Consider the following 25,906-nt stretch of genomic DNA (forward strand, 5'->3'; position numbering starts at 1 on the left):
ACAAACTTTTCCGTGTAAATGCCAAGGCGTAGCCATGATCGAGGTGATAGTTTCACCAAAGACAGGGTTATATGTATTTCAATTTACTTATTAGTTCGATTGCCGGAATTGTGGCTGTAGTGCTGCTAGCTTTTGGTGTGTTGCAATGGTTTCATGTCCCAGCAGGTAACTTTCTCGATTGGGTAATTGGGGGTGCAAGTTTCTGGTGGTTGTTAGTGATTGTCACAGTCCCCTGGAATATCTATTTTCAAGCTAAACAGGTGTTAGCCGAAGCAGCACAGTCAAGGGAAAAAGCCATACCTGTGGATGAAAAACAAGTGCAGTATGTCCAGGTATTAGCCAAGCGATCGCTTTGGTTGGCTTTGGGTTTACACTTATTGTCAGCCATTGGTCTTTATACCCTCGCTGTTACAGGTATTAGTGCTGTAGGATATATCAGTTCTGGTGCAGCTTTGTTATTAACTATCTTGCGCCCAGCTATTCGTGCTTATGAGTATTTATATGCGCGGCTGACGATGATTAGTCAAGAATGGAAGTATCCCCGCGAAGATGTTGTAGAACTGCGCCAGCGTTTCTCGGAATTAGAACAAAAAATTCAAGTTTTAGAAGATCAACTTAACCTAGAACAACCCTATTCATTAGCGGCGACACAACAACGCTTTGCTGAAGAAACACGCAGAGATTTAGCGAAAATGGCTGCTAATTTGGAAGAATTGCGTGCCACTAATCAAACCGAACATGAACGTTTAACTAGGGAAGCACGTAATGCGATCGCGCAAATTTCCACAGATGGGCAATTTTTGGATCATGTCCGCGAAATCATTAGATTTTTTAAAACAGCCTAATCAGTATGGCTACTTAAGGGCATAAATTTACCATATCTCACTCTTTACGTCTTGTGTCTAAAGGTAGAAAATAAAGGTTAACTTAAAGTTAACTTGGGCAATTTTGCAAAATAACTGTCCAAAAACCACCTGCCAATTTATCTCCAGTGCAACTGAGGTCAAATGACGCAAACTTTCAATCAAGTCAAAGAGTGGGAAGAACGTCGTGATGAAGCAAGTAACTACTACAAGCAGGGAAAGTTTCAACAATCTTTGAATTTGGCAACCGCCAATTTACGATTAGCAAGGGCGATCCCAGATAAAGCTAGAGAAGGTCATACATTAAATGACATTGGTTTAGCTTATCTGGGTTGTTGCTTATTTCAGCAAGCATTAGATTCTTTCCATCAGGCTTTAGCTGTTGCAGTTGAGCTTGGTAACTTACAAGCAGAAGCCACAGCATTGAGCAATCTAGGTTCTACCTATGGCCGTTTAGGGAAACTTTCCCAGGCTTTGGAGTATCTGGAGAAATCAGCACAACTGTTTCGAGAATTGCAAGATACCCCAGGCGAAGTTGCTACCCTCAATGATGTAGCACTAATTTACGTCAGGTTGGGTGAACCAAAGCGATCGCTATTGCTACAAAACCAAATTTTAGCGATGCGGCGATTATTGGGAGACTTTTCCGGTGAGGCTACAACTTTAAATGGTATTGGATATGCTTACACCGTCTTGGGTGAGCATGAAAAAGCCCTAGAATTTATGCAAACAGCACTGCCAATTCAAAAAGCTACTAAGAATGTAGTAGGTCAAGCCATCACCTTGAATAATATCGCCTCTATTTATATAGATACAGGAAAACCCCAACAAGCACTATTGACCTATCATCAAGTCCTGTTATCACGGCGGGCATCAGGCGATCGCTCAGGCGAGGCCAACACCCTCAACAATATAGGTTTTACGTACAATAAGTTAGGCAGTCATCGCAAGGCACTAAAATTTTTTAAACAAGCCTTGGCAATGTATGAAGAACTAGGAGATGTCCTCGGAGAAATTTCCTCTTTGCTGAACATGGGTAGCGTTTATGTGATTACCAAACGCAAAAAACTAGCGCGATCGTGCTATCTCAATGCCCAACAATTAGCAGAACAAGTTGAAGATAAATCACTGCTAGAAAAGGTAAAGCAGTTTATGGATGCGTTGTAATGGGTATGGGGCTTAGGGGGTGCTACCTTTTCCCCCCTACTACTGGCTCTTTCCCTTCTGGTACTAGCTGTACTGTAAAAGTAGATCCCTCATCGGGCCTGCTTTTAGCGGTAATCGAACCACCACAATTCCACAACAGGCGTTGCACGATTGTTAATCCCAAACCAGCGCCACTCATTTCTTCACTGGTTCCTGAACGCACTCGATAAAAGCATTCAAAAATTCTGGGAATTTCACTTTCGGCAATGCCAATACCTGTATCACGAACTTCTAGTTGGACATATTCACCCTGCATTTTGGCTTTTACCCAAACCTCACCACCATTGGGGGTAAACTTGAGGCTGTTGTGTAGTAGATGAATGACTATCTGCCTCAGTCCACCATTGACGCACCAAACAGCAGGTAAGTCAGTCGGTACGGTGTAGGCTAACATGATGCCTTTCTCTTGGGCTACGGGTTGGTAAGTGCTGACTACTCCAGGTACGATCTCTGAAAGTTTGACTAATTCTAAGTTAGTAGCCTCTAATGTCTGCTCCAGTTCTACTAAATCCAATAAACTTGTAATCAGTGTACTTTGGCGATCGCACTGAGTATTGAGCATTTGTAAATAGCGTTGTCGCTGTTGAGGTTTGAGATTAGGCGAATTCAATAACGACAGGGCTGTTTTCATTTGCGTCAGGGGTGTCCGCAGTTCTTGACAAACATTGTTGAGATATTCATCTTTCTGCTGCTCTTTTTTTTGCAGGGTTTGATTTAGTCCCTGTAACTTAGCTATCCGTTCATTTCTAATTTGCCGATTGATTTCATCTTGTCGCTGGATTTGTTTGGCGAACAGCAGACTCACCAATGTTGGATCGCAGACATTTTGGCAAATTAAATCGGTTGGTACAATTTGATTTAATTCTGATGTAGTTTCTTTTTTTAACCCATCTAATACTCTTTGAATAACTCTGCTATCAATAGTTGTAATAGTCAATAAAGGTAGATTTTTATGAGTATTTTCTTTTCCCAAATTGTTGCTTTTATCTTGCTTAATTTGTTGATAGGCTACTATTAAACTACTAAACCTTGGTGATAATACTAGCAAAAAGTATTCTCGACTCAGTTGATTGTTTGGTAGTAGTTGCACATCAATCTGATGAGCATATTGGTTGATATTAATATCCTGCTGTTCTTCTAGCTTGGCTATATCCTTATTTTCCCCTGCCACTGCCTTAATTTGACAATTGTAGATATTAATTGGCTGTCTTATTGATGACTGATAACGCAATAACTCTTGACACCAAATTTTCCCAGGTGGGAGTTTCACCCAGAATGTGGCATTAATTTGCTGCTCAATGAGTAAATCTATTTGTGATCTCACCAGTGATAATAACGTAGCCGGATTGAGCGGAATTGCTTGGGGGGGTGGTTCCACTCCCGCAGCCAGCTGATAAACGGACAAATCTTTATGCAGGGAGTCATTCATGAGTTAAGCACAACCAATAAAAATCAGGGGGAAGGAAAAAGTAATTATGTGAGCGATTTTCGCTTACTTATATAATTTTTGACACAAAACTATAGCGGTTCTTTTTTTGGTAAAGTACATCTATTTGAATTCAGATGTGCTGAGGCTAAAGGTTAGAGGCTAAATTTTACCTCATGTATGTTGTAAATGCTATGTATAAAAGACATAACGATTACTCAACAAAAGTTGTTTTGTTAATTTGTGTTGCAAGTTTTGGATTTTAAATATTTATCTATTTTCTCATTCTTGTCTACCTCTCGATGCAAAGCAATGATATTGAATTAAAATTTAAACTTATTTTTATATTTTGTATTGATAAAACCTGATAAATAAGATTAAAAAGTTAATGCAGAGATGGAAGAAGTATCCATTATTTAATCAACTTGTATGATGCAGTATGACACAAAGATATTTTTTGTGCTTAGAGAATATATAGAGTGTAAGAATTAGTGGCTTCTATGTGAGCAGAAAAATCATTTGAATTTGATTTCTGATGCAGAGGGGAGTGGGGAGTAAAAATCCCAGTCCCCAGTCCCCAGTCCCCATAAAAGAGGGACTGCCTTCTTCAAGATTGACTGCGCTGTTGTAGTGCGTCCCGTGCGTGTTCTCGGTCATCAAAGTGAATTTTCTCCGTACCGAGAATTTGGTAGTCTTCATGACCTTTACCAGCCAGCAATACACCGTCTCCGGGTTGGGCTTGTAAAATTGCAGTGCGGATAGCGGTGGCGCGATCGCCTATTACCATCGGCTCTATAGTGTCAGGTATACCGCCCAAAATATCCTCTAAAATCCTTTCTGGGTCTTCAGTCCGGGGATTATCAGAAGTTACTACCGCCACATCAGCTAACTCAGCCGCAATTTTACCCATTTTGGGGCGTTTAGTGCGATCGCGATCGCCACCACAGCCAAACACACAGATCATTTTCCCAGGAATAAAAGGCCTAGCTGCTTTGAGTAAGTTTTCTAAGCTATCCGGTGTGTGGGCGTAATCCACAATCACGCTAATATCTTGCTCAGGACTAATCTGTACCCTTTCCATCCGTCCTGGAACACCAGGAAACTCAGGAATGGCAGCTGCCACTGATTGCAAATCTAATCCTAGATGTAAAACTGCACCTACGGCTGCTAACAGATTTTCTAAATTATATTGACCAACTAAAGGCGATCTAAAAGTTACCTCACCCTCTGGTGTATGCAGTGTCCCACTGACACCATTTGGCTCATAACTTAAATCACTCATCCATAAATCAGCACTACTATCGTTAACGCTGTAACTCCATACCTTCGCAGGATTCAACGCCGCAATTAATCGTTTACCGTAGGGATCATCAGCATTAATAATTGCCCGTCCTTTGAGATATTCCGGGCTAAATAATAAGGCTTTAGCCCCAAAATAATCTTCCATATCCCGGTGATAGTCCAGATGATCTTGGGTGAGGTTACTAAACACACCCACCTCAAACGGACAACCCAGGACACGCCCTTGAGCTAAAGCATGGGAACTGACTTCCATTACCCCAAATTCACAACCAGCCTTAACAGCTTGGGCTAGCTGCTGTTGCAGTTCCACAGCGAAGGGTGTGGTATGGGCAGCTGTTTGCTCAAAACCAGCCCAACGAGTATAGAGAGTTCCCATCAAAGCCGTCGGTAATTGTGCTTTAGTGAGTAGAAACTCGATTAGGTGAGTAGTAGTAGTTTTACCATTAGTACCAGTCACACCTACCAGCTTGAGTTTTTGTCCAGGATAACCATAAAAAGCCGCCGCAATTTGGGCGCAAGCTTTAGTCATGTCGTTAGCACTAATGACAACAGCCTCATCATTAGGAGGATTTTTTTCGACAGCTTGGGGGGAAACAATGGCAGCCACAGCACCAGAAGCGATCGCACTCGGCCAAAATTCCCCACCATCTACCCGTGTTCCAGGCATCCCAATAAACAAATCTCCCACACTGCAAGCATGGGAATTCGTTTTCAATCCTTTAACTTCAGCATCAGCCAAAGCCGGATTGCTAGGGATTTGTGCCACACCATCTACTGCTGCTAGTAATTCCCGCAATTTCATCTTGTGAACCTCGCCACACACTTTTCTTGCGCCTATTCTGCATCATTTTTTTCGGTCTTGGCTAAATACTCATACAACATTTGCTGTAATTGCTGCACACTAGCACGCGGAGAAGGACGGGGTAAAGCTTGTGCTTGCTCATCTTCAGACTGAATTAGATGCAGAACTGGAATTTCATACTGATACGCGCCAAACCAATCTTCACGGGTGGTAATGTCACGAATCTCTAACTCAAAGGGCAAATTTTGGATCTGCTCTAGCTTTTCTTGTAAGCCTTCACATAGATGACAGCCGGGTTTACTGTAGAGAATTAAACGCATTTACTCAACTCTTCAAGTTTTCCGCCCTCAAGGGCTTACTACAAACTAGCTCAAAACTTTTGTCTTGAACTACTAAACTTGATCACAATAGAGTCTATGCCCAGGAGATGCGATCGCGATGACTCAACTCAAAGCCCAAATTACCCTTGAAGAATTCCTCGCCCTACCAGAAGGGGATATCACCTACGAATTAGTTGATGGCGAACTAAAACCTAAAATGGCACCAAAAAGATTTCACTCCAGAGTAACAGGCACCGTATACACACTTTTAACACCGTGGGCGCAAAGTCGTGGAGAGGTTGGTATTGAATGGGCAGTTACCCTAAAACGTAAAGGAAAAAACTGGGTTCCTGTACCAGATTTACTTTATGTGTCCTTCTCTCGCCTCAACAGTGATGTTATTGAAGATAAACCATGTCCCATCCCTCCAGACTTAGCAATTGAAATTATCTCACCCGACCAAAGTTTTGGAGAAATGAGTGCCAAAGCTACAGATTACCTAGAAGCAGGTGTAATGAGAGTTTGGGTTTTAGATGCCAAAGCCAAAACTGTGACCGTATTTTATCCTGATGCACGACCACAAACAAAAACTGGTGAAGATAGTTTAGCAGATGACTTATTGACAGAATTGCCAATCACACCACAGCAAATTTTTCAACAAGCAGGAATTCCTTAACAAATCCTCCGCGTTACTCTGCGATTACTCCCCGTGCCTCTGCGTTTCAAAAATACTAAAAAATATTACTAAAGCTGTAATTCATAGCTTGTGTATTCATTTCTAAGAGACAATATAAATATACACAAGCCAATACCTCATCAAACTCTCAATCACAGAGTTAAACATGGAGGTGTAAAATGACTCACGATTTTCCTTTATTTGACCCTAATACTTACCTAATTGCCAAAATCAGCTTGTTAATTTTGTTGCTGCTATTATTTTTAGCGATTTCTGCGGCACCAGCTGTTTAAACATGAAATTTCGCAATTGTGCCAGTCTCCTAGATAATTGGAGATGTGATGATGCTGGATATAAATCATCTCGCACCAATATTTCTCATATTTGCAACTTTGTTAACCAGTGGGTTAAACCCCAATTTGTCGGTTGCAGTCCCCAAAGTTAACATTGCCAAGTTAAGAGATGGGAACTACCAATTTTGTAGCCAACGTGATCCCCAAGACTGGCGAGTTGGTGCGGGAATTTGTGCAAATTTTCAAAAAACTGCCAATCAATTTCAAGGGTATTACGGCTATCCCCACTCTGATAGTTTTATCTGTATTCGAGGTAATATCAAAGGCAATCTCATTACAGGTGAAGCTTTAGCTATCGTCTGGGATAGTAATCAGCAGCATCATATACCCCAATCTGCATATCAGTGGGACGATGAAGGGCGATTGACACTAAGCCAAGGTAATTTGATGAGTACCGCTAATCATCATGAGGATGCTGTGCAGTGGATTCTTTATCGCCAAGCTTTGCTGAATCTTGAGGGATTTTATCAATACAACCACCCTCGCATGACACCACCATCTCAACTATGTGAGTGGAATGTCAAATCAATTAACTAGCATGGTCCCAATCACTTAATAATTCGTACTCTTGTTTGACTTTTTGAGGTTTGCGTAATGGCACTTTGGGAGTACCAATATCCATGCTAGGAAAAGACTGGTGTCTTTTTTTGGCAGATTTTTTGTCTGGGTTGGTAGTAATTGTCTGTGTAGCTGTCATGGTGCATAAAACCTTAATGAAAAACTGCGCCTACAGTTTATAACATCAATTTCAAAACGGCAAATTTCTGACGAAGGATATGAAAAATTTCCGCGATCGCACGGGTATAGAGTAAACATATCCGTCATACTTGTAGAATTGTGCTTTCTCTATGTCTGTGGGCAGTTAAACTATGATTCAGTCAATGTCAGTAGTTATCTTTTGTAGTAAATAAAACCTGACTATCTGACCATTGATAGAATTTGTTTTGTCATCATCATTAAGGCCAAAGCAATCATCACAATCAACGTCACCCGTCCCCCAGGAACTAATAATTGATGGATATGATTGGAGTTTTGGCGTTGCTTCCAAGTCATCAAGGCGGGGATGATTCCTCCCAGAACAGAAATGCTGAAAGTACCAGCAAAATCTAAAGCTGTTAAGAAAATATGGGGATTAACTGCCCCTAAACTCATCGGCGGTATCAGAATGAGTGAGTAAAGCGGCAAACGCTGATCAAGTCCACTTTGACGAACTAACGCCACATCTCGGAAGAAATCGACTAACCCGTACACAAATCCAATAAAAGATGTAACAATTGCAAACTCTGAAAAGACAGATACCAAGACTCCTAACCATTCACCTGCACCCCCAGCGCGGAGAATTTGTAAAGGATCAAAACTCGTGCTGCCTTTTACAATTTCAGGACTGACGCTACCTAAAATTACGGCATTCCACAGCAAAAACATCACCAAGGGAATTGCCGAACCAATAATAATAGATTGGCGAATTTTGCGGCTATCTCCTTCTAGTTGAGTTACCACCACCGGCACAACATTATGGTAGAAAAGTGCTACCAACATCACAGATATAGCACTTCCTAAAGCCCTCCAATCTTGAAAGAAAAATTGCACACTTTGAACTTGTCCTGTACCTAACAATAACAAGCCCAAAAAGGAAGCGATGACAATGGCAACAAAGGCGCTGTTTAATTTCTCAATCAACTTTTCTCGCCCCAGATACATAATGCCGCCAAATAGCAGGGTAAAAGTAGTTGTCCCTACCCACCCAGGCAAGTTATTAGGAATACCCCATACTTTAGCTAGTGCAGAGATTAAAATTTCACCACCTTGGGCAACATAAGCCACCAGTAAGGCATAGTGCAGAAATAAATATGCCCCACCAGCCACTCTAGCCCCAATTTTACCTAGGGTACTTTCCGCCATTGCCAACAAACCGACACTCAAGCGCCCCTCTAGACGCATCGTATTTAAGCTGACTTCCGCAATCAACAGTCCGGAAACTAAGGCATATAGCCAAACCGCAATCAGCAATACTGTTGAGGGGATAATACCAGAAGGCAGTGTCACCGCAGGTAATGCTAAAATCCCCGCGCCAACGGTTGTTCCAGCAACTAATGCGGTACTTCCTAAAACACTACCGGGTTGGTGAGTTAATTTACTACCATCTACTTCTAGGCGAGAAAATAGGCGAGTGGTTTGTGGTTGATGCAATTTAGAAATGGTATGTATGGGAGTCATGCTGAGATACTAAATCTCAATTGCCAGCTAAATGTTAAGTTAAGTAACTATTTTAGCAATAACCCCTAAGTATGCCTACAAACCAATGACTAAGCTCAAACAAATTTCTGAGTAAATTCATATATTAAATCGACTCTACCCTTTCTGAGCATTGCTGGATCTAGCCGTTCAGTGGTATTGCAAGTCATTAACACTACTAATCGCTGCTTAATGTGAATCCCACTATCATCTATCACACTTTGGTATAAAGTCCCGTCTAATAAGCTCAAAATATGTTCTGTTTTGTTGTTGTATTGGGCAACTTCCGAGGCACGATTTTGAGCTAGGTTATCAGCCTCATTGATAATGATGCAAATTCGCTCTAAATATGCAGGCGGGACAAAGTTAGCGATCGCATCATGATCCAAAATAAAGATGACAAATCCTAGAGGTACAAGAATTTCTTTGGCTACTGCTTGTGTCCAGACAGTTTTACCTGTACCGGGTTCACCGTTAACTACCACTGCTAGCTGGTTTTGGGTGAGAACTGCTTGCTGTACTGTATCGGTGAAGCTTTGAATATCTACGGGGAAACTACGAATCGGAAATTGGCTGTGGACTTTACCCACACGACTTTGATAGCCACTCAACATCACAGCTAAATCATAAGTAGCTTTGTTAATTAATGGCGAGATATTTTGAGACATTAAAGTATATTGCCGTCGTCCGCGATCGTAGGCTTCAATTTGTAACCAAATATCATCTTTTGCCCAGTAAGCATAAACGGTGCTGACTACATCTATCCGTTCCCAATTAATGAATTTTTCAACTGGGTAACAAAAATTTCTTTCTAAGTAATATTGGGTGATAATATCAGGACGACCTAATAACTCTAAAACTCGTAAAACTGTAATTTCTTGGAGCCGATTCAGCACATAATCAATAGGAATGCTCTGACGGCTAACGAATTGTACGATGGGTGTTTCCGTACTTAAAACATCTTTATAACGATAATCTGGTGATTGCGAATCAGGTGTTATATAGTGCCAAAATTTATCAATTTCGTAGCGTGTGTTCTCAGATACAAGGTTTAATACATTCGCCCACCAAGTATAGTTATTTCTGCCTAACACTTCTGCAAGACTACTGGTGAGATTCAAGGTTTTTTGCGTTAATTCTTTTGTATCGCTATGTAATAGTTTCCATAAAAATGCCCAGTCTAATTCTCGATGCAATGGCCGCCAACCACTAGCTAGTAAACTTTGACGATTTTGATTGTTAGGAATGCCGTCGTTGCTTCTAAAATAATCAAATTCCATATTTCTGGTTACGCAATTGTAACAAAATTAGTATATTTTAGTTAATTTTTCTAAAAATAGTTTTTGTTTTATATCATGCTATCTATTATCTAGAGTAACTATACATTATGAGAATTAATTAACTGTCTATAAGACTCGTATTTTTTAAATCCCCGACTCCAACTGTCTTTAATTTTGAAGTAATGGGTATTACTCATTACTCATTACTCATTACTCATTTAACTAATATTTTAAATTTCCCTAGACAAACAACAATATACTACAAATAATACAAAATAATCAACCAGTTATATAGGAAATTTCAGAAAAAATGTCTCAATCCTGTTGTGGCTGACTATTAAAGGCCTATTCAGTAAGTAAATTTACCATTTGATACGACCCAATCAAGAGTTTACACGTATAAAAAGTTCTCTTTGTATATACTGAGAACAATAACACCAGGGATTATACGGTAAAACCGAATCTGGTATATCAAGTTATGATAAAGTTACGAAAAAAATATTCTGTAATTTTGCGTATAATCTTAAGTGTCTGCTAAACCTATAAAACTCAAATGCCATTGATTTCAAATTTCTTGTATGGACAGAGATGTTTAATATACACAACAGCAGTGTGAGGCAATCTTTACTTATTTCTCTTTTAAGCTTAATTTTTCTCTGTTTAAGGAATAATCGCTCTGTTTACTCAAGAATGACTCTTAATCCTAATGGAATCTTCTGGAGCAGGAATGTATCTGACACAATTATTCATGAGTGATCAAGAGAAGCATAACTCTCGGCAGCCTTTGATTTTAGCGGTGGAAGACAATGATGATAATCTACTGCTGATTAGTTACACTCTAGAGTCATTAGGCTGTAGATTTATTTGTCAAAAAGACAGTTATACAACTGTACTGGTGGCAAAAGAGTATCAACCAGACTTAATTATGTTAGATATTTTGTTACCAGGCCAGAATGGGATGGATGTTGTACGTCAGCTCAAACAAGAGCCGCTCACGCGTGAAATTCCTGTGGTAGCTGTCACAGCTTTGGCTACTAGAGAGGATCGAGAACGGATTATAAATGCAGGCTTTGATGAATACATCAGCAAACCCTACATGATTGAAGACTTAGAAGCAGTAATTCGTCGCCTATTGTGTGGGAAATTTCAACTCCATTCAGCTTACCAGTTATGTCAGGAGTAGGAGCTAAAAGGCAATAGGCAATAGTGATTGGGCATTGCTTCCCCAGTCCCCAGTCCCCAATCCCCAATCCCTACTCCACATTCTTGGGTAGTTTAATCGTGAACTTACTACCTCTTCCAACTTCTGAGGTGAGGCTAATTGAACCTTCGTGAGCTTCAATAATCCGACTGGATAAATGTAATCCTAAGCCACTGCCTGACCTTTTATTTCTACCTTGACGAAATCGCTCGAAAATAGTTAGTTGGTCTTCAGGAGCAATGCCATAACCTGTATCTGCTACTTCGATAGTTACCCAGTTGTGATCGGGTTCCCAGATACGAATTTTTACACCGCCTGTATCAGTAAATTTAATACCATTACCAACTAAGTTGTGTAGAACGCGCCTTAGTTCTAAGCAATCTCCCATAACTACACCAGCGTTTGCGCCTAAATTATCTAATTTACTGGTGTCTAGTTTGAGGCTGATACCTTTTTCGCTAGCTAGAGGCGCTAGTTCGCTCACTACTTCTTCCGCAATTTCTCGCAGATGACATCGGTCATAATTCAAAGTCTTTTTACCTGCTTCAAAGCGATAAACTTCTAACAGGGTATTAACCATTTGCAGCAAATTTTGGTTACTGCGAATCATGACAGCGATCGCTTGTTTCATTTCTGGGGAAATTTTGCAGAAGGTTTCCTGCAAAAACAAGTCCAACATCCGATCAGCTGCGACTAATGGGGTGCGTAAATCATGAGTCAGACGGGAAACAAAGTCTTCCCGTTGACGCGCCATTTTGCGTTGTTCGTCTAGACTGTGCTTGAGACGCAGGAGCGATCGCACCCTGGCTAATAGTTCATCTGTATCAAATGGTTTGCGAATAAAATCATCTGCACCTGCATCTAAGCCTTCCACGACACTAGATTCGTGAAAGGCTGTGATTAACAAAATCGGAATATAGTTCAGCGCCGGATTATTACGGATGCGGCGAGTCACTTCATAACCGTCCATCCCTGGCATCATCACATCTAGCAAAATTAAATCCGGTGGAGACTGTTCCACCTTTTTTAAAGCCGAAACACCATCGGTTACTAAGTCAATCTCATAGCCCTCGCTTTCGAGAATAGTCTGAACTAAAATCAGATTATCTTTAGTATCATCGACAGCAAGAATACGATCAATTGTAAGGTTTTCAACAGCAGACATGACTATCAACTTGTTTATAAAATTTATAATTTGAGGTGAGGATAACCCATTGATACTTTACTGGTTTGATAATTAGACTGGTGGGGATTTTGCGCCGAGTTTAAAATTCCTTTCCCATCTAATTGCACAGCCCCAGATGTTCTAAATGAGTGAGATATTGATATTTTTCGGGGCAGTTCAATTCTAAATATTGAACCAACTCCCATTTGACTTTCCAGCAAGATTTTTCCCCCCATCATTTGCACCAAGGAATTAATAATCGCCAAACCTAAACCTGTACCTGGATATTTCCGGGTAATACTTTGATCAACCTGTCGAAAGGCTTCAAAAATATGGGGAAAATCTTTCTGAGCTATGCCAATACCAGTATCTTGCACAGTTATTGCTACTCGATTTCCGGGTAGGTCTTTTACCTCAACCCAAATACTACCAGATTCTGTAAACTTAATAGCATTTGATAGTAAATTTATTAAAATTTGTTTAACACGCACTGGATCATTGAAAACCAAAGGGTTTTCTGAGTTCTTCTGCACCAGCAAAGACAAATTTTTTGCTTCTGCTAAAGAACGCATTTCTCCAACTGCGGTATTAATTACTTTAGGTAAATCAAATAATTCTGGCTTGAGTGCTAATTGCCCTTCTTCTAATTTAGAAAAGTCCAAAACCTCATTTAATAGCATGAGTAAATGCTTACCATTGTTCAAGATACGTTCTACCATATCTGCCTGCTGACGTGTCAGCTGACCAAACTTTGGGCGTAACAATATCTGTGAAAAACCAATAATGGCATTCATCGGTGTCCGTAATTCGTGAGACATGGTAGCTAAAAACTGTGATTTTAGCCGCGATGCTTCTAATAATTTGAAGTTTTGTAGCTGAATTTGTTGCCGTTGTTTCTCTAATTCTTGATTTTTACGTACTAGCTGTTCATGACTTTCTCGTAGTTGCTGATATGCTAAAGCTGCTTGCATTTCTGCTCGGTGTACCCGAATCGCATTCCGTAAAACTTGGGCTAATATTTCTGAAGACAATCTCGACTTAGAAAGATAGTCGGTAGCACCAGCTTTCATCAATTCTACAGCAATTTGCTCATCTCCATGAGATGTCAGAACTACTAAAGGAACTTTAATTTCCGCCGCACGTAACTTGTGAATTAAAGTCAAACCATCTTGATCTGGTAAACCATAATTCAGGAAAACACAGTCATAATTAGCATTTTTTAAGGCAAAGAACGCCGTCTCACCATCACTTACTTCTGTAAATTCTATACTTACACCTGCTTGAGTGAGAGCAAGACGGACTTCCATGCGGTCTAATTCATCATCATCTACAACCAAAATTCTCAGCGTCTCTTCCATTTGTTTCTATTTTCGCTGTCAAATACAGGTTGATGTCAAACATATCTGGTTTTAAACTATCAAACTAATAATTTTTGCTGAATTCTGGATAGGGTATGGAATAAATCCTGTAATCACTCAGAAATTAGCTGTGAAAATACCAGTAGTTTGCTATTAATCTACTAAACTTGTCTAGTGGCAGCTAATTTAAGAAACTGAGCGTTGTACCCCTGTGGCATTGTGATTTACCTTAACCAGTTCCATGCCAGATAAATTGAATTGGGAATATAAATTTTTTTGAAAATGTCATGATCATTCACTATCATGTTAGTCACTCTCTGTTAAATTTTTTGTATTGAAATTATGATTTTGCTCGATGTCTAATTACTAATTGATCAATGATCTATAATTTAGTCAATGAGTAATCAGTAAGCCTTGATTGGCAGACAATTACAGCAAACAGCAACACTAGAAAGTAAAATAAAATACTTTATCAACCTTCATCCCCATTGTAAAAGAACGAGTTAATACCCGTCCTCACCCATTGGTGAGAGTTGCAGAAAAACATTGTGTACCGTCAGCTTGAGCAGTTTTACCCAACTGAACCATGAGTCTAAGTACAGTGAAAGATATGACCAGCCAGCAAAATAGGTGTTAAAGATATCCTAACTATTGCTGTTGCTAAATTTTGTTGTTGATCGCCTGAGCCATAACCATGTTTTCTTTGCGATGCCTGCGGCGGGCGGGCTACACCTACCCAACCCCTAAGAGGTGAGAAAATCGCAAACACTGGCTTATGATATCCTAGGGTAATACTTAGGATGAACACAAATAGGGATTTGGTAATAGTATCCTATATTTTTGAGCTAAATAGTAATGTATCCTCGGTCTGATTTTTATCTCTATCTAGCTTCAAAAAAAAGAGAATTTATTATTTCTATCGGTGGATGCAGTTGTATAGAAATATCATCTATCTTTGGTTTGGGAAATTCATAGAAGAAATTTACAAGCAACTAAAAAAAACTCAATTTGCAATATGCAAACACAGAAGAGCGGGTGTAGCAATGAATGAAATCAGTATTATCTTAATTGAAGACCACGACCTCACTAGAATGGGGCTAAGAGCTGCATTACAGTCTCACGGTGGATTGAGAGTAATTGGTGAAGCAGCTAATGCAACTCAAGGACTAAAACTTTTGGAAACGGCAAAGCCAGATGTAGCTGTGGTAGATATCGGCTTACCGGATATGGACGGGATTGAACTCACCCGCAAATTTAGACGCTATCAAGCCGAGAGTGGGCAAAGTAACACCAAGGTTCTCATCTTGACAATGGATCACACAGAGGATGCTGTGCTGGCTGCTTTTGCCGCAGGTGCAGATTCTTATTATATGAAAGAGACAAGTATTAGTAAGTTAACAGAGGCCATACAAGCAACCTACGGTGGTAACTCATGGATTGATCCAGCGATCGCTAATGTGGTATTACGCAAAATGCGGCAAGGTATACCCGGCGAAACCCAAGCATCAGATAAACCCAAAACAGTCAAAATCGAGGCTTTACCCACAGAATACGAACAAGTATTAGAAACCTATCCCCTCACTCAACGGGAGTTAGAAATTCTCGAATTAATTGTCGCTGGTTGCAGTAACGGACAAATCGCCGAAAAACTCTATATTACCGTTGGCACAGTTAAAACCCACGTTCGCAATATTCTCAATAAACTCTGCGCCGATGATCGTACCCAAGCGGCTGTGCGAGCTTTGCGTTCTGGTTTAGTAGCGTGAGGATTGGGGATTGGGGATTGGGGATTGGGTACTGGGTACTGGGGATTGGGGATTGGGTACTGGGGATTGGGTATTGGGTACTGGGAAGAAATAAGTAAGTACAATTTTTCTCTGTCACCTGTCACCTGTCACCTGTCACCTGTCACCTGTCACCTATCACCTGCAAATTCAAAGAAAAACTGGAGAATTCCCTAAAAAAGCTATAAGAAATTTTATTCTGGTAATCAAGGTTGTTCAGGGCGGCAAAGTCAACTAGATTACCAGGCTTATGGCTATAAATTTACGGGAATTCTTTAAAGCGACAGATCCTAGCCGGACTCTGTTTATTAATAATGGCTCAGATAGTAAGTATTATATTGATTTCTCATCAGTGCGCGGTGGGGATATTATTCAAACGCTCAAGAAGAAGATTACCTTTTTTCAGCCAGATGAACCTACCTGTACTCTATTTACTGGACATATTGGCTGTGGAAAATCCACAGAACTGATTAGACTACAGGCAGAATTAGAAAGCTTAGGCTTTTATGTAGTCTATTTTGAATCGACCGATGATTTAGAAATCACCGATGTCGGTATCGCCGATGTGTTGCTAGCGATCGCGCGCAGAATTAGTCAAAGTCTCGATAAAATTATCCTGGAAGATACCAACAAATTTAACGCTCTGCTGCAAGGTGCGTTGAATCTCTTAAACTCCGAGGTGACGGGGTTGAAAACTAAAGTTCCTGGAGTGGGTGATGTTGGTTTCAGCGCCGAGAAAGAAAAACTATCGCTGTCGGTAGGTATTGGCGAAATCACCACCAAGATTAAAAGTGATCCCAAACTGCGGGAGAAAATTAATCAGTATCTTGCACCGCAGAAGATTCAACTATTAGAAGCCATCAATCAAGAATTATTGCAGCCGGCTATTACTAAACTCCAGCAGCAAGGTAAAACAGGACTGGTGGTAATTGTCGATAACCTCGATCGCATAGATAATAGTCCCAAGCCTTGGGGAAGACCACAACAGGAATACTTATTTGTAGACCAGGGTGAATATCTCACCAAGCTGAACTGTCATGTAGTCTACACCATGCCTTTGTCACTCAAGTTTTCTAATGATTACGGTACACTCACCCAGCGATTTCACGACGACCCCAAAGTATTGCCGATGGTGTCCGTACAGTATCCTGATGGTAGTATTCATCAAGAAGGCATGGCATTAATGCAGCAAATGGTATTAGCTAGAGCCTTCCCAGACTTGCAACCCGCAGCACGCTTAGAAAAAATTACCGAGATTTTTGATAGTGTTAGCACCCTAGAGCGTTTATGTATGATGAGTGGTGGTCATGTGCGGGACTTGCTCAGGCTCTTGAATACCTGGATTATGGAAGAAATGGCGCTTCCTCTGACTCGTAATACTTTAGAAAAGGTAATTCGTTCTCGCCGCAATGAAATGGTTTTGCCCATTTCTGATTCAGAATGGCAATTATTAAAGAATGTCAAGCAGAAGAAAAAAGTCAGCGACGATGACGGATATCAAAAATTAATCCGCAGTCGCTTTGTATTTGAATACCGAGAAAGCGGCGAGTCGTGGTTTGATGTGAATCCCATCTTGGCTGAAGCGAGGGAGTTAACCAGCCTTTAGGTTTGTAGTAAGCACTTTAGTGCTTATTACACCAAAGCACTGAAGTGCTTACTACGAACTAAATTAGCTTTATGAGTCAACAACAACCAGAAGATAATCTAATCAATAGCGATCGCTCTATTGAACAATTAGCTTGGGCGATTGAAAATAGCGTCGGACAGTTCAAGCTGATTTTGGCACGGTGTAATTATAGTAAATTGCGCGATCGCTTAATCACCAGATTGCAGGAAATCTGTACAGTTGAAATTCAGGTTTTGGTAGTGCAGCAGTCTAACAGAACTCTGTTCACCGCCATTCAGGAAACCTTTGGGGAAAACATCTCCGGTTGTGTGATGGTTGTGGGCTTAGAGGCTGTACAGGATTTATCACAAATGTTAACTTCTGCTAACCAGGTGCGCGAGGAGTTTCGTAAGCATTTTAATTTTCCGTTGGTAGTGTGGATTGATGATGTCATCTATCAACAATTCATACAAGTTGCACCAGATTTAGAAAGTTGGGCAATTACTAAAAGCTTTGAGATTAACCAACAAGAATTAATAGATTTTATTATCGCAACCGCTCATCAATGGTTTAATAATCAACTTAACTTGAATTTCTATGAATATCGGAAATTAGAAACTGAATTAACAGCAGCCCAAAAAGAACTAATAGGTGAAGAAAACCCCTCTCCCAAGACGCGGAGCGGCTTCTCGCTAGAGTACCTCTCCCCTACAAGGAGAGAGGCTTTTCCTGTTCCCCCTTCCCTAGTAGGGAAGGGGGTTAGGGGGTTAGGTCAATCCTCAGAACTGAATGCTTATATAGAATCATTATTAGGTTTAACAAAACAGATTAACAATAAAAAAGATGCCGCCATTCAGCATTATCACACAGCTTTAACCCTGTGGCAGCAAAGCAATAACCTAGAATGGCAAGTAAAAATCCTAGGAGAAAAAACCTTTTGTGCTTATCTCGAAGCAATTAAACAACAAGATAAACAACATCCAGCTTGGCAGGCAACACAGCAATATATTGACGAGTATATTCAACTAAGCACTCAAATTAACCGCCCAGATATCATTGCTAATTCTCTAGGAAAAATCGGTGATGTTCTCCAAGAATTAAACCTTTGGCAACAATTAAAAATCTTTGTACAACAAGCTTTATCTATTCATCAAACTAACAATAAACTAAGAGAAATCGCTAGAGATTATGGATTTTTAGCCGAGGTGGCTTTAGCTGCATCACACTGGCAACAAGCAATAGACTTCGTTAAACAAGCATTAGATATTATCCCGATAATTCCCCAGCAATCTTTAGATAATAGATTAGTCAAATCTGTTCAAACTTACGACTTAAACTTATATAAATTTATCTTGAGTCGCGCTCAATATCATTTGGGTAATACTCAAGAAGCAATTAGTACATTAGAAATAGCCAAAGATGGGGCAAATCCCCAAGAAGATGTCAGACTTTATATTAAGATTCTCAATCAGTTACACAAATTTTATTTTGAACAGAAAGCATATCTCAAAGCTTACAACATTAAACAGCAACGACGCTCCATAGAACAACAATTTGGCTTAAGAGCTTTTGTTGGCGCAGGGAGATTAGAAGCTAGACGACAAACATTTGTAGAGACGTTACATACAACATCTAATATATCCCCAGAAATTTCCGCCTCCGGTCGTCAATTAGATATAGAAAGATTAATCGAACGCCTCAACAATGATGATTATAAATTAATAGTTATTCACGGTCAGTCTGGAGTTGGGAAAAGTTCCCTTGTCAACGCCGGCTTAGTTCCAGCCTTGCAACAACAATCAATTCGTGGCAAAGATAACTTAGTCATCGTCATGCGCGTTTACACCAACTGGGCGGAGGAGTTGGGACGGTTGTTGGGACTGGGGACTGGGGATTGGGGATTGGGGACTGGGGACTGGGGACTGGGGACTGGGGATTGGGGATTGGGGACTGGGAATGTTGACGTTTCGAGTTCAGAGGCTCAAGGTTCGAGTTCCGAGGTTCAAGTTTCGAGTTCAGAGGCTCACGCTTCGACCTCAGAGGCTCAAGTTTCGAGTTCAGAGGTTCACAGTTCAGCTTTAGAACCTGAAGATTCTCGTTTTGAACATCAAATTCCGAGTTCTGAACCCGAACGTTCTCACTTAGAACCCGAACATTCTCACTTAGAACCCGAACATTTTCACTTAGAACCCGAACATTCTCACTTAGAACCCGAACATTCTCACTTAGAACCGGAACGCTCTCACTCAAACCTTAATTCCTCCCCTGCTCCCCCTGCATCCCCTGCCCCCCTGCTTTCCTCCTCCCCTGCTCCCCTGCTCCCCTGCTCCTCTGCTCCCCTGCTCCTAAATTCCCTCCTCGACGCATTGCGCGAAAAAGAACAACGCAACCTCCGCATGGTGCTAGTTTTTGATCAATTTGAGGAATTTTTCTTTGTTTACACCGAACCTGGACAACGTAAGCGGTTCTTTGAGTTTCTGGGGTCATGTTTAGAGGTTCTATCAGCAAAGGTTATCTTATCCTTGCGGGTTGATTACATCCATTACTTGCTGGAATGTAATTATTTACCTAGCTTTCAGATTATTGGTAATGACATTCTCAGTCATCGTGTGCTTTATAAGTTGGGTAACTTCTCCCTCCAGGATGCAAAATCAATTATTCAGCGTTTAACTGCAAATACTAGCTTTCAATTAGAACCTGATTTAGTTGATGCACTGGTAGAGGACTTAGCCGGAGAGTTGGGTGAAGTGCGTCCCATTGAGTTGCAAGTGGTGGGGGCGCAGTTGCAAGCTGAGAATATTACTAATTTAGAAAAGTATCGGCAGTTCGGCACTAAACAAGACTTGGTGCAGCATTATTTAGATGAAGTTATTCATGACTGCGGGGAAGAACATCAGCAGTTGGCGGAATTTGTGCTGTTTTTGCTGACTGATGAACAAGGGACGCGTCCTTTAAAGACTCGCGTGGAGTTAGAACGGGATTTGCAGCAATATTTTTCGTTTAGTGATGTTGAATTTGGGGAGATCCCCCCAACCACCCTTAAAAAGGGGGGCAAGAGAATCAAAGTCCCCCTTTTTAAGGGGGATTTAGGGGGATCAAATGATTTGCGTACAAACAGTTTAGATTTAGTATTAGAGATTGTTGTCAAGTCAGGCTTAGTGGTGTTGCTACCAGAAAACCCAGCCGACCGTTATCAACTGGTGCATGACTATTTAGCCAACTTTATCCGCCAGCAACAAGAACCGAAGTTAAAACAGGTAATGGCGGAACTGGAAAAAGAGCGAGAACAACGAAAGATTAGTGAAGCTAAACTCAATAAATTTCTCAAACGCGCCTTGTTTGGCTCGGTAGCCGCAGGTATAGTAATGGCGATTGTGACTACTGTAGCAGTGCGATCGGCTTACGAGGCAGACAGACAAAAAGAAAACGCTGAAGTGAATGAAATTAACGCCTTAAATAATTCTTCCAACGCGTTTTTACTCTCTAACCAACACCCAGATGCTTTGTTAGAAGCATTAAGAGCAGGTGACAAGCTCAAAAGTAGAACCTGGACACAGGAAGTAAGCAAGACCAAAACGCAAACTAAGGCAACCTTATACCAAGCAGTTTATTTAAAACCAGGGGAAAAGAAACAAAATCGTAGTTTTGAAGTTAATACCTTAAAAGGTCATAGCGGTGAGGTTATTAGTGTGGCCTACAGTCCCGATGGCAAATACTTAGCTTCTGTCAGTGATGACAACACCATCAAGATTTGGGAGAGCAGCACAGGTAAAGCTGTGCAAACTCTCCAGGGTCATAGCAGTGCGGTCTATAGTGTGGCCTACAGTCCCGATGGCAAATACTTAGCTTCTGCCAGTGATGACAACACCATCAAAATTTGGGAGAGCAGCACAGGTAAAGTTGTGCAAACTCTCCAGGGTCATAGCAGTGCGGTCTATAGTGTGGCCTACAGTCCCGATGGCAAATACTTAGCTTCTGCTAGTAGTGACAACACCATCAAAATTTGGGAGAGCAGCACAGGTAAAGCTGTGCAAACTCTCCAGGGTCATCGCAGTGTCGTCTATAGTGTAGCCTACAGTCCCGATAGCAAATACTTAGCTTCCGCCAGTTGGGACAACACCATCAAAATTTGGGATCTCAGCACAGGTAAAGTTGTGCAAACTCTCCAGGGTCATAGCGATTCAGTCTATAGTGTGGCCTACAGTCCCGATGGCAAATACTTAGCTTCCGCTAGTAGTGACAACACCATCAAAATTTGGGATATCAGCACAGGTAAGGCTGTGCAAACTTTCCAGGGTCATAGCCGTGATGTCAATAGTGTGGCCTACAGTCCCGATGGCAAACACTTAGCTTCTGCCAGTTTGGACAACACCATCAAAATTTGGGATATCAGCACAGGTAAAACTGTTCAAACTCTCCAGGGTCATAGCAGTGCGGTCATGAGTGTGGCCTACAGTCCCGATGGCAAACACTTAGCTTCTGCAAGTGCGGACAACACCATCAAAATTTGGGATATCAGCACAGGTAAAGTTGTGCAAACTCTCCAGGGTCATAGCCGTGTGGTCTATAGTGTAGCCTACAGTCCCGATAGCAAATACTTAGCTTCCGCCAGTGGGGACAACACCATCAAAATTTGGGATATCAGCACAGGTAAAACTGTTCAAACTCTCCAGGGTCATAGCAGTGTGGTCATTAGTGTAGCCTACAGTCCCGATGGCAAATACTTAGCTTCCGCCAGTAGTGACAACACCATCAAAATTTGGGATATCAGCACAGGTAAAGCTGTTCAAACTCTCCAGGGTCATAGCCGTGGGGTTTATAGTGTGGCCTACAGTCCCGATAGCAAATACTTAGCTTCCGCCAGTAGTGACAACACGATCAAAATTTGGGATCTCAGCACAGATAAAGCTGTTCAAACTCTCCAGGGTCACAGCAGTGAGGTCATTAGTGTTGCCTACAGTCCCGATGGCAAATACTTAGCTTCCGCCAGTTGGGACAACACCATCAAAATTTGGGATATCAGCACAAGTAAAGCTGTGCAAACTCTCCAGGATCATAGCAGTCTGGTCATGAGTGTGGCCTACAGTCCCGATGGCAAATACTTAGCTGCCGCCAGTCGGAACAGCACTATCAAAATTTGGGATATCAGCACAGGTAAAGCGGTGCAAACTCTCCAGGGTCATAGCCGTGAGGTTATGAGTGTTGCCTACAGTCCCAATGGCAAATACTTAGCTTCCGCCAGTAGTGACAACACCATCAAAATTTGGGATTTAGATGTCGATAATTTATTACGCAGTGGTTGCGACTTACTCAACAATTACCTCATCTTCCATCCAGAGGTGTTAGAGGAGTTATCATCATGCCAAACACCAGCGCGGTTAGTTCCAGCCGCAACGGTGTTAGTCATCCAAGGTGAGAAGTTGGCGCGAGTTGGTGATATTTCCGGCGCAGTTGCTAAGTTCCGTCAGGCGCAGCAGTGGGATCAGAGTTTGAAATTTGACCCAGAGGCGAAGGCGCAGGCGTTGGCGAATAAATGAGTGTGCAATTTATCCCACCTCGGAATCAATTCCGAGTCTAATAGCGCAAGTCCTCTCAAGAGGACTTGGTTAAATTTCTCCTCAGTCCACTTGAGTGGACTTCAGCTATGAGCCAGGAACTTTAGTTCTGGGCGGGATATCTGACAGACGTGATTGCAAGGGTAGTTCCAAGCGATCGCCTGGTTGTGGTTCAATAATCTGAGTAGACAGTTGCAGTTTTGCTAATTGCGCTCTTAACTCCTCAGTATTTCCTTCAGCCTGAAGAAACTTCACTAGCAACCCCTCATACATGACATCACCTGGGGATGCAGTAGGTAGCATAACTTGCGGTTGCAACCACTCTGCAACCTCTAAAGCCTTTTGTTGTCCTCTAATAATCGCCCCAATCAAAGGCAAACTGACATTAATTAGAGGCGTAATCACTACATCTATTGGTGCAAACTGTTTCAGTTGAGGAGCATGATAACCGTGAGGCTCATAGTACAGCTTGAAATCCGTGGCTAACTCCTTGAGAACATAACCATTCTCTATCAACGTTGGCCCAATTGGAGAACCAGGAACAGCAGTAATTTCCACTTGGCTATTTAACTGGTAAGTTTCCCCATGCGCTAAAGTTGTCACAGCACTATAACCCAACTCCTGCACCACCTTAGCAGCGTTGGGAGAAGCCACCACTGGAATATTCCGGTCAAGTTGCTTTAGTGTAGGTGGGTGAGCATGATCTTCCAAACCTTGAGACAACAGAATCAAATCGATATTCTCTGGAATGGGACGCTCTTGAGAACGAGAGCCTTTGAAGAACCAATCTAAGTTACCAAAGGTTAACGAACTAACCAACCAAGGATCAATCAGGATTCGTTGTTGAGCAATTTCCAACAGCCAACTGTTGGAGTCTAACCAAGTTAAATACATAGCCGCAGATTGAAGATAATACCTACCTTTATTGTGACATTATCAAGAATGGGAGGTAGGGAGTGGCTGACAGGTGTAGTTAACGATTGCTGTTATTAGTATTTTTAGCTTTAAGTTAAGTGCATAAATACCATCTTCAATAATTCTGCACGAGTAAATGGTTTAGTTAAGTATCCAGAAGCACCGACTAATCTGGCTCTGACTTTATCTACCAGTCCCTTATTTCCTGTCACAAAGATAATCGGTGTTTTTTTAAACATAGAATTATTACGGATAATTCGGCACAATTCATAACCGTCAATACCTGCCATGTTCAAATCCAGCAAAATTAAGTCTGGTTTGTGCCTAATAATTGACATAGCAGCTTTTAAGGGGTCGTTAATTGTAATTACATTAAAATTTTCATTCTCTAAAAAGTGACTAATTTCTCTTAAGATTGTCGGACTATCATCTACAGACACAATTTTGTAGAGCTTTTGCGGGGTGACGGTAGCAGGCGTTACTCTTTCGGGCGGGGTATTTGTGTTATTTGGTATTGTTGTGAGTTGTGTATCGTTAGCTGTTGTATGAGCAGAAATCTGCGATCGCTTAACAATAGCTACATTTTCTATCTCTACAATTGGGGTAATGGGAGTAGCATTATTACTCAGTTCTACCACCGTATCAACTAATTTCTTCTCTAGTAATGCAGTTGTATATTGAGGCGTTGATGGTAATTCTGCCAACATCTTGGGTAATTGGTCAAATGGTGGATCTGGCTCATGTAAAATAATCTCGCCAGTGACGATGTAAGGGTATAAATATTGTGCTAGTTGTAGTTCATCTTGGTTCATAATTACCGACAGATGACGCAGACTAAAACCCTTCATCCAGTAAGTTAATGTTGGTTGAAGTTCAGTGGTCTTTTTGCCAGCAATGGTATTATTTAACAACAAATAAGGACGCTGATTAGGAGAGGTAAATTTCGGTAGATAAGTTTGCCAATGTTGTAATCTCCCATGACAAAGTTCGATAACTTTAGCTACATCTAACCGACAAATTACAGGTAATGGCTGGGAGGAATCACTTAAATTATAATTACCAGTTTTAATTAACAAAAATGCTTCAAGGACTTCTTTCACTAATTCTTGAATTAACAATGTGGCTTGGTTAATATCCAGATATTTTTGATTCATTAGCCATTGAATCGCCTGATAATCTGGTGGGTATTCTGTGCTGGTGGGATAGAGTGAGTCCGCCTCAAACAACAAGCGCAATTGCACGCGAATTTCAGGCGTTACCAGGGGAAATTGTGGGCTGAGGCGGCGTAGATGGCGTTCTAGTCTGTCAAATGGCTCGACAGAATGAGTAGCATAGCTGAGTGTCCCATTTTCTAGGTAAATTAACCAAGTAACTAAGTTACTCTCAGCTTGCAAACAAGTGGTATCGTAACAACTAGATAATTGTCTTAATAAATTATGAGGACTTAATGCTGTAAATGTGCCGATATTATTCATATTGGGGGATGTTTTTGGAAAAACACACAGGAGTTAAGTACAATTTTGTTATCTAAAACATGAAAATTTCTGAGAATTTACCAGCTTTTATTCTTCAAATCTTCGACAGAATAGACAAATATTTAACCAAAGAGAAAATTTGTTGTGGCAATAGTTTGTTAAATTTCCACCCAAATACTTTAGTCTACTGTTTTCTTGACATTTGTCATGGAAGTTCTATTAGTTACATTAGGTATATTGGTCATGGTATCTAATTTGATTCTAAATTTATTTTTTATATAGAAAAATAAAAAACCTACATAAAATCTTTAAAAATTTATGTAGGCAAATGCGAATAATTTATTATATTCTGTGTTTGCTCTATATAAATTTTGGTAGATGGGC

At 41.0% G+C, this 25,906-nt stretch carries 19 protein-coding genes; 8 read left to right on the forward strand and 11 right to left on the reverse strand.

Annotated features, from left to right (window positions below; all coding sequences use genetic code 11):
- Positions 1-71: 71 nt before the first annotated feature.
- Both NOS7524_RS01965 and NOS7524_RS01970 read left to right on the forward strand, forming a co-directional pair.
- Positions 72-845 carry a hypothetical protein gene (locus NOS7524_RS01965; protein ID WP_015136778.1) on the forward strand — a complete coding sequence of 258 codons (774 nt, stop codon included), beginning with the start codon at positions 72-74 and terminating at the stop codon, positions 843-845.
- Positions 846-1,007: 162 nt separating this feature from the next.
- Entirely contained in the window at positions 1,008-2,030 is a 1,023-nt protein-coding gene (locus NOS7524_RS01970; RefSeq protein WP_015136779.1) for a tetratricopeptide repeat protein, read from the forward strand.
- Between the two features lie 22 nt (positions 2,031-2,052).
- Here NOS7524_RS01970 and NOS7524_RS01975 read toward each other — a convergent pair whose 3' ends face one another.
- From NOS7524_RS01975 to NOS7524_RS01985, 3 genes are all read right to left on the reverse strand, one after another.
- The gene (locus tag NOS7524_RS01975) at positions 2,053-3,498 is read right to left on the reverse strand and encodes a DICT sensory domain-containing protein (RefSeq protein WP_015136780.1); all 1,446 of its coding nucleotides are present in this window, start codon (positions 3,496-3,498) and stop codon (positions 2,053-2,055) included.
- Positions 3,499-4,102: 604 nt separating this feature from the next.
- Positions 4,103-5,599, reverse strand: coding sequence for a UDP-N-acetylmuramoyl-L-alanyl-D-glutamate--2,6-diaminopimelate ligase (locus tag NOS7524_RS01980; protein ID WP_015136781.1), 1,497 nt, complete (start codon positions 5,597-5,599; stop codon positions 4,103-4,105).
- Positions 5,600-5,631: 32 nt separating this feature from the next.
- Positions 5,632-5,919, reverse strand: a complete 288-nt coding sequence (locus NOS7524_RS01985) for a glutaredoxin family protein (protein ID WP_015136782.1) — start codon at positions 5,917-5,919, stop codon at positions 5,632-5,634.
- Positions 5,920-6,037: 118 nt separating this feature from the next.
- Between NOS7524_RS01985 and NOS7524_RS01990 the strand changes: the two genes are divergently transcribed.
- A complete protein-coding gene (locus NOS7524_RS01990; protein WP_015136783.1) occupies positions 6,038-6,595 on the forward strand; it encodes a Uma2 family endonuclease in 558 nt (185 codons plus the stop codon).
- A 341-nt stretch (positions 6,596-6,936) separates the two neighbouring features.
- Positions 6,937-7,485, forward strand: a complete 549-nt coding sequence (locus NOS7524_RS01995; RefSeq protein WP_235622387.1) for a hypothetical protein — start codon at positions 6,937-6,939, stop codon at positions 7,483-7,485.
- Here NOS7524_RS01995 and NOS7524_RS29795 read toward each other — a convergent pair.
- The 3 genes from NOS7524_RS29795 to NOS7524_RS02005 all read right to left on the reverse strand — a co-directional run bounded on the left by NOS7524_RS29795 (position 7,478) and on the right by NOS7524_RS02005 (position 10,463).
- Positions 7,478-7,645 carry a hypothetical protein gene (locus NOS7524_RS29795; RefSeq protein ID WP_015136786.1) on the reverse strand — a complete coding sequence of 56 codons (168 nt, stop codon included), beginning with the start codon at positions 7,643-7,645 and terminating at the stop codon, positions 7,478-7,480. The genes NOS7524_RS01995 and NOS7524_RS29795 overlap by 8 nt on opposite strands.
- Positions 7,646-7,866: 221 nt before the next feature.
- The gene (locus NOS7524_RS02000; protein WP_015136787.1) at positions 7,867-9,165 is read right to left on the reverse strand and encodes an amino acid permease; all 1,299 of its coding nucleotides are present in this window, start codon (positions 9,163-9,165) and stop codon (positions 7,867-7,869) included.
- A gap of 95 nt (positions 9,166-9,260) precedes the next feature.
- Positions 9,261-10,463 (reverse strand): AAA family ATPase, encoded by a 1,203-nt coding sequence (locus NOS7524_RS02005; protein WP_015136788.1) that lies wholly within the window; start codon positions 10,461-10,463, stop codon positions 9,261-9,263.
- A 727-nt stretch (positions 10,464-11,190) separates the two neighbouring features.
- On the opposite strand from NOS7524_RS02005, the gene NOS7524_RS02010 reads away from it, so the two are divergent.
- Positions 11,191-11,646, forward strand: a complete 456-nt coding sequence (locus NOS7524_RS02010) for a response regulator (protein WP_015136789.1) — start codon at positions 11,191-11,193, stop codon at positions 11,644-11,646.
- Positions 11,647-11,716: 70 nt separating this feature from the next.
- Here NOS7524_RS02010 and NOS7524_RS02015 read toward each other — a convergent pair whose 3' ends face one another.
- From NOS7524_RS02015 to NOS7524_RS29150, 3 genes are all read right to left on the reverse strand, one after another.
- On the reverse strand, positions 11,717-12,829 hold the full coding sequence (locus tag NOS7524_RS02015) for a hybrid sensor histidine kinase/response regulator (protein ID WP_015136790.1): 1,113 nt from the start codon (positions 12,827-12,829) through the stop codon (positions 11,717-11,719).
- 23 nt (positions 12,830-12,852) lie between these two features.
- Positions 12,853-14,187, reverse strand: a complete 1,335-nt coding sequence (locus tag NOS7524_RS02020) for an ATP-binding response regulator (RefSeq protein WP_015136791.1) — start codon at positions 14,185-14,187, stop codon at positions 12,853-12,855.
- A gap of 592 nt (positions 14,188-14,779) precedes the next feature.
- Positions 14,780-14,995, reverse strand: coding sequence for a hypothetical protein (locus NOS7524_RS29150; protein ID WP_144050831.1), 216 nt, complete (start codon positions 14,993-14,995; stop codon positions 14,780-14,782).
- A 235-nt stretch (positions 14,996-15,230) separates the two neighbouring features.
- Here NOS7524_RS29150 and NOS7524_RS02025 point away from each other — a divergent pair, with 235 nt between their 5' ends.
- From NOS7524_RS02025 to NOS7524_RS02035, 3 genes are all read left to right on the forward strand, one after another.
- Positions 15,231-15,953, forward strand: coding sequence for a response regulator transcription factor (locus NOS7524_RS02025; RefSeq protein WP_041555503.1), 723 nt, complete (start codon positions 15,231-15,233; stop codon positions 15,951-15,953).
- A gap of 268 nt (positions 15,954-16,221) precedes the next feature.
- Positions 16,222-17,577 (forward strand): AAA family ATPase, encoded by a 1,356-nt coding sequence (locus tag NOS7524_RS02030; RefSeq protein ID WP_015136793.1) that lies wholly within the window; start codon positions 16,222-16,224, stop codon positions 17,575-17,577.
- A 71-nt stretch (positions 17,578-17,648) separates the two neighbouring features.
- A complete protein-coding gene (locus tag NOS7524_RS02035) occupies positions 17,649-23,114 on the forward strand; it encodes an eIF2A-related protein (protein ID WP_015136794.1) in 5,466 nt (1,821 codons plus the stop codon).
- A gap of 105 nt (positions 23,115-23,219) precedes the next feature.
- On the opposite strand, the gene NOS7524_RS02040 is transcribed toward NOS7524_RS02035, so the two are convergent.
- Positions 23,220-24,026 carry an MBL fold metallo-hydrolase gene (locus NOS7524_RS02040; RefSeq protein ID WP_015136795.1) on the reverse strand — a complete coding sequence of 269 codons (807 nt, stop codon included), beginning with the start codon at positions 24,024-24,026 and terminating at the stop codon, positions 23,220-23,222.
- 110 nt (positions 24,027-24,136) lie between these two features.
- Positions 24,137-25,522 (reverse strand): response regulator, encoded by a 1,386-nt coding sequence (locus NOS7524_RS02045; RefSeq protein WP_015136796.1) that lies wholly within the window; start codon positions 25,520-25,522, stop codon positions 24,137-24,139.
- Positions 25,523-25,906 lie beyond the last annotated feature (384 nt).

It is taken from the genome of Nostoc sp. PCC 7524 (assembly GCF_000316645.1).
Classification (GTDB): Bacteria; Cyanobacteriota; Cyanobacteriia; order Cyanobacteriales; family Nostocaceae; genus Trichormus.

Coding starts and splice junctions, on each gene's coding strand:
- NOS7524_RS01965 (WP_015136778.1), top strand. CDS start 72: ATGTATTTCAATTTACTTATTAGTTCGATTGCCGGAATTGTGGCTGTA.
- NOS7524_RS01970 (WP_015136779.1), top strand. CDS start 1,008: ATGACGCAAACTTTCAATCAAGTCAAAGAGTGGGAAGAACGTCGTGAT.
- NOS7524_RS01975 (WP_015136780.1), bottom strand. CDS start 3,498: ATGAATGACTCCCTGCATAAAGATTTGTCCGTTTATCAGCTGGCTGCG.
- NOS7524_RS01980 (WP_015136781.1), bottom strand. CDS start 5,599: ATGAAATTGCGGGAATTACTAGCAGCAGTAGATGGTGTGGCACAAATC.
- NOS7524_RS01985 (WP_015136782.1), bottom strand. CDS start 5,919: ATGCGTTTAATTCTCTACAGTAAACCCGGCTGTCATCTATGTGAAGGC.
- NOS7524_RS01990 (WP_015136783.1), top strand. CDS start 6,038: ATGACTCAACTCAAAGCCCAAATTACCCTTGAAGAATTCCTCGCCCTA.
- NOS7524_RS01995 (WP_235622387.1), top strand. CDS start 6,937: ATGATGCTGGATATAAATCATCTCGCACCAATATTTCTCATATTTGCA.
- NOS7524_RS29795 (WP_015136786.1), bottom strand. CDS start 7,645: ATGACAGCTACACAGACAATTACTACCAACCCAGACAAAAAATCTGCC.
- NOS7524_RS02000 (WP_015136787.1), bottom strand. CDS start 9,165: ATGACTCCCATACATACCATTTCTAAATTGCATCAACCACAAACCACT.
- NOS7524_RS02005 (WP_015136788.1), bottom strand. CDS start 10,463: ATGGAATTTGATTATTTTAGAAGCAACGACGGCATTCCTAACAATCAA.
- NOS7524_RS02010 (WP_015136789.1), top strand. CDS start 11,191: ATGTATCTGACACAATTATTCATGAGTGATCAAGAGAAGCATAACTCT.
- NOS7524_RS02015 (WP_015136790.1), bottom strand. CDS start 12,829: ATGTCTGCTGTTGAAAACCTTACAATTGATCGTATTCTTGCTGTCGAT.
- NOS7524_RS02020 (WP_015136791.1), bottom strand. CDS start 14,187: ATGGAAGAGACGCTGAGAATTTTGGTTGTAGATGATGATGAATTAGAC.
- NOS7524_RS02025 (WP_041555503.1), top strand. CDS start 15,231: ATGAATGAAATCAGTATTATCTTAATTGAAGACCACGACCTCACTAGA.
- NOS7524_RS02030 (WP_015136793.1), top strand. CDS start 16,222: ATGGCTATAAATTTACGGGAATTCTTTAAAGCGACAGATCCTAGCCGG.
- NOS7524_RS02035 (WP_015136794.1), top strand. CDS start 17,649: ATGAGTCAACAACAACCAGAAGATAATCTAATCAATAGCGATCGCTCT.
- NOS7524_RS02040 (WP_015136795.1), bottom strand. CDS start 24,026: ATGTATTTAACTTGGTTAGACTCCAACAGTTGGCTGTTGGAAATTGCT.
- NOS7524_RS02045 (WP_015136796.1), bottom strand. CDS start 25,522: ATGAATAATATCGGCACATTTACAGCATTAAGTCCTCATAATTTATTA.